Source organism: Paraburkholderia ribeironis (genome assembly GCF_900019265.1).
Classification (GTDB): Bacteria; Pseudomonadota; Gammaproteobacteria; order Burkholderiales; family Burkholderiaceae; genus Paraburkholderia; species Paraburkholderia ribeironis.
Map to the genome: position 1 here is coordinate 103,281 of NZ_CYGX02000019.1, position 6,519 is coordinate 109,799.

General features: G+C 65.0%; 4 protein-coding genes. 3 read left to right on the forward strand and 1 reads right to left on the reverse strand.

Annotation, left to right across the window (positions count from 1 at the left end):
- Window positions 1-30: 30 nt before the first annotated feature.
- Entirely contained in the window at window positions 31-1,428 is a 1,398-nt protein-coding gene (locus BN2475_RS09840; protein ID WP_094779339.1) for an MFS transporter, read from the reverse strand.
- 149 nt (window positions 1,429-1,577) lie between these two features.
- Between BN2475_RS09840 and BN2475_RS33510 the strand changes: the two genes are divergently transcribed.
- The 3 genes from BN2475_RS33510 (at window position 1,578) to BN2475_RS09850 (ending at window position 6,209) form a co-directional block, all read left to right on the forward strand.
- A complete protein-coding gene (locus tag BN2475_RS33510) occupies window positions 1,578-1,805 on the forward strand; it encodes a hypothetical protein (protein WP_143325763.1) in 228 nt (75 codons plus the stop codon).
- Between the two features lie 547 nt (window positions 1,806-2,352).
- Window positions 2,353-4,947: a bifunctional lysylphosphatidylglycerol flippase/synthetase MprF gene (gene mprF, locus BN2475_RS09845; protein WP_094779340.1), complete on the forward strand. Its 2,595-nt coding sequence runs from the start codon at window positions 2,353-2,355 to the stop codon at window positions 4,945-4,947.
- Window positions 4,944-6,209, forward strand: a complete 1,266-nt coding sequence (locus BN2475_RS09850; protein WP_094779341.1) for a virulence factor family protein — start codon at window positions 4,944-4,946, stop codon at window positions 6,207-6,209. The genes mprF and BN2475_RS09850 overlap by 4 nt, the downstream gene beginning before the upstream one ends.
- Window positions 6,210-6,519: the final 310 nt, after the last annotated feature.

Sequence of the window (6,519 nt, forward strand, 5' to 3'; positions counted from 1 at the left end):
GCGGGCAGAGCGGCAGAGCGGTCGAGGTGCTCAGCCCCGGACGCCACGCGAGATTTCTTCACCCGCGCCGTGCGGCATGCGCCGCGTGACCGGAATCGACGCGAACGAGCACAGGCCGACCACCAGGAACGCGGGCCAGAAATCCGACCACGTGATGCTGGGATGGCCGTGCAGGATCCGCGATATCTGCAGCACGATACCGCCGACCGTCACACCGAGACCCAGCGACATCTGTTGCACGACGCTGCCGAGACTGGTCGCGCGCCCGACGTCGCGACTGGCGATCTCCGCATAGGTCAACGAGTTCAGACTGGTGAATTGCAGCGCGGGGAAGAAGCCGCCGAGCAGCACGACCACCCAGATGATCCACGTCGGCGTGCCGGGGAAAAACAGCCCGCATGCCGCGATCGAGAGTCCCGACAACGCGGCGTTGATCACCAGCACCGAGCGGAAGCCGAAGCGGCGCAGCACGCGCGCTGCGACAGTACGCATGAACATGCCGCCGAACGCGGACGCGCAGGTGATCAGGCCGGATTGGAACGCGCTCATGCCGTGCCCTTCCTGCAGCATCAGCGGCAGCAGAAACGGCAGGGCGCCGAGGCCGATGCGAAACAGCGAGCCGCCGAGCACACTGGCCTGGAACGTCGGCACCTTGAAAAAGCGCAGATCCAGCAACGGGAATTCGACGCGCTGCGCGTACGCGACGTAAATCGCGAGGAGCGCGGCGCCGCTCGCGCACATGCCGAACGCGTCCACGTTCGAAATCAGTTCGCCGCCCACCAGCGACAACCCGAGCAGCAGCAGGACCGCGCCCCCCGCCGACAGGAGGAAGCCGATCCAGTCGAGCGGACCCGGGTCCGGTTCGCGCGTGTTCGCGATATGGCGGTTGGTCAGATAGATGCCGAGTAAGCCGATCGGCACGTTGATGAAGAAGATCAGGCGCCAGTGCAGATAGGTGGTAATGAAGCCGCCGAGCAGCGGACCGGCGGCCGGACCGAGCATCGCGGGGACGCTCAGATAGTTCATCGCGCGGATGAAATCCGACTTGTGTACCACTCGAAAAATGATGATCCGCCCGACCGGCACCATCATCGCGCCGCCGACACCCTGCACGAAGCGCGCGAGCGTGAAGGTGGCGAGCGAATCGGACGCGGCGCACAGCAGCGAGCCCGTCACGAAGATGCCGATCGCGGTGCGAAAGACCGTGCGTGCGCCGAAGCGGTCGGCGAGCCAGCCGCATACCGGGATGAACACGCCGAGTCCCAGTACATAGCTCGTCACCGCGATTTTCAGCGTGACCGGATCGCGCCCGAAGTCGCGCGCCATGGCCGGCAGCGCGGTGACGATCACGTTTGCATCGACGCTTTCCATGAACATCGCGCACGCGACGATGAGAGGCGCAATCAGGGCTTTCTGGGCGACGGTCATAAAAAGGCGGGCTGCGGCGGACGGTCGCAGGCAAAGGGGCATTATTGCACCTGTATGGTGCGGTTTGTTAATACGCTGCGTTCTGATGACGCCCTTTTCAGAAATGGCGGGCCGGCGGGTGTGGCCGTCGCACAACAGAGGAAGGCATCATGAATTTTGTTGCGGTGCCGCATAAGGCGGCTATAATCGGGTTATTACCCAGGTATAAACACTTAATTGAGTCCACCATGAACACCGCCTCGAATGTCACCACCCGCGCCACCACTGCCGCCAACGCTACGCTATTCGGCAAGCTGCGCGCGTTGGCGCTGCATGCGCTGAACCTGCACCTGCAACAGTGCGCCGTGATCGCAGAAGCGCATCGCCGTCCGCAGTAAAGAACAGGCGCCACGCGCCACGCGCCGCGCTTGCCGCCAGGCGGTCGCGCTGGTGCTGGAATGCGCTGACTTGCCCATGTTGTATGCGCGCCCGCTCATCCAGCGGGCGCGCTGCTATCTGGCCCGAAAATCGGCGGTTGAATCGGCGGCGACCGCCGCGGTGCCGTGCCAATCCGCCGCTGACGCGCGCCCGCCGTCGCGGGGACCCTGTTACACCATCCTCGTTCCCTCATGCGCCGGACTTTCCACGGGCAAGTAGCGCGCGCATTGCATTGCTTCATCGCGCCCTCTTTAGTGGCGCGCCGCTCATTCCTTTGCCGGCGACCCCCAATCGGCAATTTCGACCGGCTTACCTGCACTCATCGCGTCGTAACGCCGTGCGCGTCAACCAGCTCGGGCCATGCGAGGTCAAATCAGGGCGAAATGGCTGACGGTGTCAACCTTTTTCACACTTTGCCGTTATCCCTTTGTAATCGCCAAAAGCAGGCGACGCAGCGATGGACGATCCGTCGTCGCGACAGTTCCACGCAAGGCCCCCGCATTGACTATGTTCCATCGACATAACAATAAATCCGACCAGCCAGGCGCGACGCCCGACTCTGCGTCGAAGCCGTCTGGCATCCGGGGACTTCTCTCGCCCGTGCTCGCGCTCGTTATTTGCGGGTTGCTGCTGATCGTCCTGCAGCATCTGTCGGAATCGGTCGACTATCGCTCGGTGATACGTCAATTGCGTGAACTCACGGCCAGCGAGTGGACCGCGGCGCTCGGCGCGACCGTGCTCAGCTACCTGGCGCTGGTCGGCCGCGACGCCGTCGGCTTGCGCTACCTGGGTGCGGCCGTGCCGCGTGTAGCGCTGTGGATCGGCGCGACTGCGGGCTCCGCGCTCGGCAATGCCACCGGCTTCGGCGCGTTGACGGGCGGCGCCGTGCGCGCGCGCGTGTATGGCGTCGCGAACATCACGCCCGCGCAGATCGGCCGCATGACGGTGTTCACGAGCGTCTCGCTGGCGCTCGCGCTGGTGCTGATGACGGCGCTCGGGATGGTCGGCATGGCCGGCCAGCTCGCGCCGATGCTGCGTCTCACGCCGACCACGCTGCGCTGGGGCGGCGTCGCGCTGCTGATCGCGCTTGCGCTCGTGGCCGCCGCGTGCCGCCGCGAGACGCGTCCGGTCCGTACGCGCTGGCAGTGGCTGTCGTTCGATATCCCGTCGCGCCGCGATCTGCTCGCACAGGTGGCGCTCGCGGTGCTCGACGTGGTGGCCGCGGGCCTCGCGTTGTGGGCGCTGCTGCCGCACGCCGACGTGGACTTCGTGACCTTCATCACGGTCTATGCCGCGGCCATGCTGCTCGGCATGATCGGCCATACGCCCGGTGGTGTCGGCGTGTTCGAAGCGGCGATGGTGTTCACGCTGAGCGGCAGCGTGCAAACGCATCAGATGGTTGCGGCGCTGCTCGCGTATCGCGCGATCTATTTCGGTGTTCCGCTGATCGTCTCGGCGGCGTTGCTCGCGGGTTTCGAAGGCCGCGCGCTGAAAAGCCGCCTGCCGTGGCTGCACGCAGCGCGCGCGTCGGAACTCGCACCGCTGTTTCTGAGCCTCGTCACGTTCGTGGTCGGCGGCATGCTGGTGATTTCCAGCGCGACGCCCGCGTTCTGGCAACGCATCCATATCTTGCGCGATCTGGTGCCGCTGTGGGTGCTCGAAAGCTCGCAGATGCTGTGCAGCGTGCTTGGCGTGCTGCTGCTGTTCGTCGCGCGTGGTTTGCTGCGGCGGCTGGACGCCGCCTGGTGGATGACGCTGCTGCTCGCGGTGTTGAGTCTCGCGCTGTCGATGACCAAGGGGCTCGCGTTCGTGGAGGCGAGCGTGCTTGGTATGCTGATCATGCTGCTGCTGACCACGCGCAAGCGTTTCAACCGTCATTCGTCGCTGTTCGCCGAACGCTTCACGGCGGGCTGGCCGGTATCGGTCGCGATGGTGCTGATGCTGGCCACGTGGGTGATGCTGTTTGCTTTCCGCGACGTGCCGTACACGCAAGATCTGTGGTGGCAGTTCGCTTTCGACGAACGCGCACCGCGTGCGCTGCGCGCGACGCTGGCGGCGAGCCTGTTCGCGGCAACCTTTTCGTTCTGGCAATTGCTGCGTCCGGCGCGTGGCCGGTTCGTCAAACCGGCGCAGGAAGATCTGCTCGACGCGGCGCGCATCGTGCGTGCGCAGGAGCGCAGCGACGCCGGTCTCGCGCTGATGGGCGACAAGAGCTTTCTCTTTTCCGAGTCGCGCGAGGCGTTCCTGATGTACGCGAAAAACGGCCGCACGTGGGCCGCGCTGCACGATCCGGTGGGACCGCGCGAGGAGTGGGCCGGCCTGATCAGCAAGTTCGTCGCGCTCGCGCATGCGCACGGCGGGCGCGCCGCGTTCTATCAGGTCCGCGCCAACGCGTTGCCGCTTTATCTCGACGCCGGCCTCACGCTGATGAAGCTCGGCGAGGAAGCGCACGTCGTGCTCGACGACTTCGATCTCAAGGGCTCGCATCGCGCGCATTTGCGCTATGCGCTCAAGCGCGGCGAGCGCGATGGCTTCACCGTCGAAGTGATCGATAGGGCCCACGTGCCGGCGTCACTCGAGACGCTGCGTGAGATTTCCGATGGCTGGCTCGACAGCCGCGACGCCCGCGAAAAGAGCTTCTCGGTGGCCGCGTTCACCGATGAGTACCTCGCCGCGCAATCGGTGATGCTGGTGCGTCAGAACGGTGAGCCGGTCGCATTCGTGACCTTCATGACGACCGATCTGAACACCGAGGCGACCGTCGGCGTGATGCGGCACGTGGCGAGCGCATCGCCGTACGCGATGGAATATCTGTTCACGCAACTGGCGCTGCATCTGAAGCAGGCGGGTTTCCGCTCGCTCAGTCTGGGCATCGCGCCGCTTTCGGGAATGCGGCCCACGCCGCTCGCCTCGCGCTGGCACCGGTTTGCTGGCATCGTGTGGCGCTTCGGCGGCCGCTTCTATAACTTCCGCGGACTGCGTGCTTTCAAAAGCAAGTTCCAGCCGCGCTGGGAGCCGCGTTATCTCGCGGCGTCGGGTTCGGTGGGCGTGTTCTTCACGCTCGCGGACCTGTCATTGCTGGCGGGAGGCCGGCGTTCATGACCTTGCATTCGATCTTCAGACTCGCCGTGACGGCGAGCTTTCTGAGCTATGGCGCGCTCGCGCACGCGGCAACCAACACCGTGCCCGGCGGCCGTTATGGCAACGTCACGGTCACACAGCCGGCCGGCCCGTTGCGCGGCTTCGTGGTGCTCTACTCGCAAGCGAGCGGCTGGAGCGCGGCCGATCAGCAAAGCGCCGACGCGCTCGCCAAGGCCGGCGCGCTGACCGTCGGCGTGGATACCGCGCGTTACGCGGCTAACCTGAAAGCGAAGAAAGAGACCTGCCATCAACTGGTGGGCGATGCCGAGGCGTTGAGCCACCAGCTCGAACGGCAATCGCAATCGAGCCACTATTTCGCGCCGATCGTCGCGGGTACGGGGCAGGGCGCGACACTCGCGATGCACGTGCTCGAACAGGCGCCGTCGAATACGATTGCCGGCGCGGTCGCGGTGGATGCCGAGCGCACGCTCGACGCGCGCTTCCAGCCGTGCCCGCCGGACCCGACGGTGATCCGCGACAAGGTACCAGGCTTTGTCGAACAGGCGAGCACCGGGCATGCCGATCGCGCACGAGTCGTCGCGTTGCTGACGCCGCATTTGCAGGCCGCGTCCGCGAGCGATGACGACGTCTCCGATCTGCCGCTCATCGAGTTGCCGGCGGCGCATCCGAACGGCCTGATGGCGATCGTCATTTCCGGCGACGGCGGCTGGCGCGATCTCGACAAGACCATCGCGCAGGCTTTGCAGAAAGACGGCGTTTCCGTGGTTGGCTGGGACAGTCTGCGCTATTTCTGGAGCGAGAAGCCGCCCGCGCAAACCAGCCGCGACCTCGCTCGCGTCATACAAACCTACGGTGCGCGCTGGCACGCGCAGCACATTGCGCTGATCGGCTATTCGTTCGGCGCGGACGTGATGCCGTTCGCCTATAACCGCCTGCCGGACGCGCAACGTGCGAAGGTCTCGCTGATCTCGTTGCTCGGCTTCGCGCCCGACGCCGATTTCCAGATCCGCGTGGGCGGCTGGCTCGGCATGCCGGCGAGCGACAAGGCCTTGAAGGTGCGGCCGGAATTGACGCGCGTGCCGCCCGCGATCGTGCAGTGCTTCTATGGTGAAAACGAGAAGGACACGTTGTGCCCGGCGCTCGGCAAGACCGGCATCGACGTGATTCGCACATCGGGCGACCATCACTTCGGTGGCGACTACAACGCGCTGGAGAGGCACATTCTCAGCGCCTTCAGGAAGCACAGTGGCGCGCAAGATTGATGGCGGCACTGGATTGACAAAGCGTGCCAACTCAACGAAGATCGAGCCCATGAACTGCCTCGACATCCGTATTGCGCTGATTATTAGCATCATTCATCGAATGGTGGGTTAGCGCGCGTCGGATAGCAGTGACACATTAACCCGCCCCACGAGGCGGGTTTTTTTATGTCCGCTACCTGCCTCCTGGTGAATTTCCCGCTGATCCAGCCTTGCACACAGGAGCCTGCCTTGTCGTTCTCGCCGTTAGATGAACTCGAACACGTTGCCGAAGCCGCCGACAATCTCGCGCTTCGCCACGACTACCTGAAAA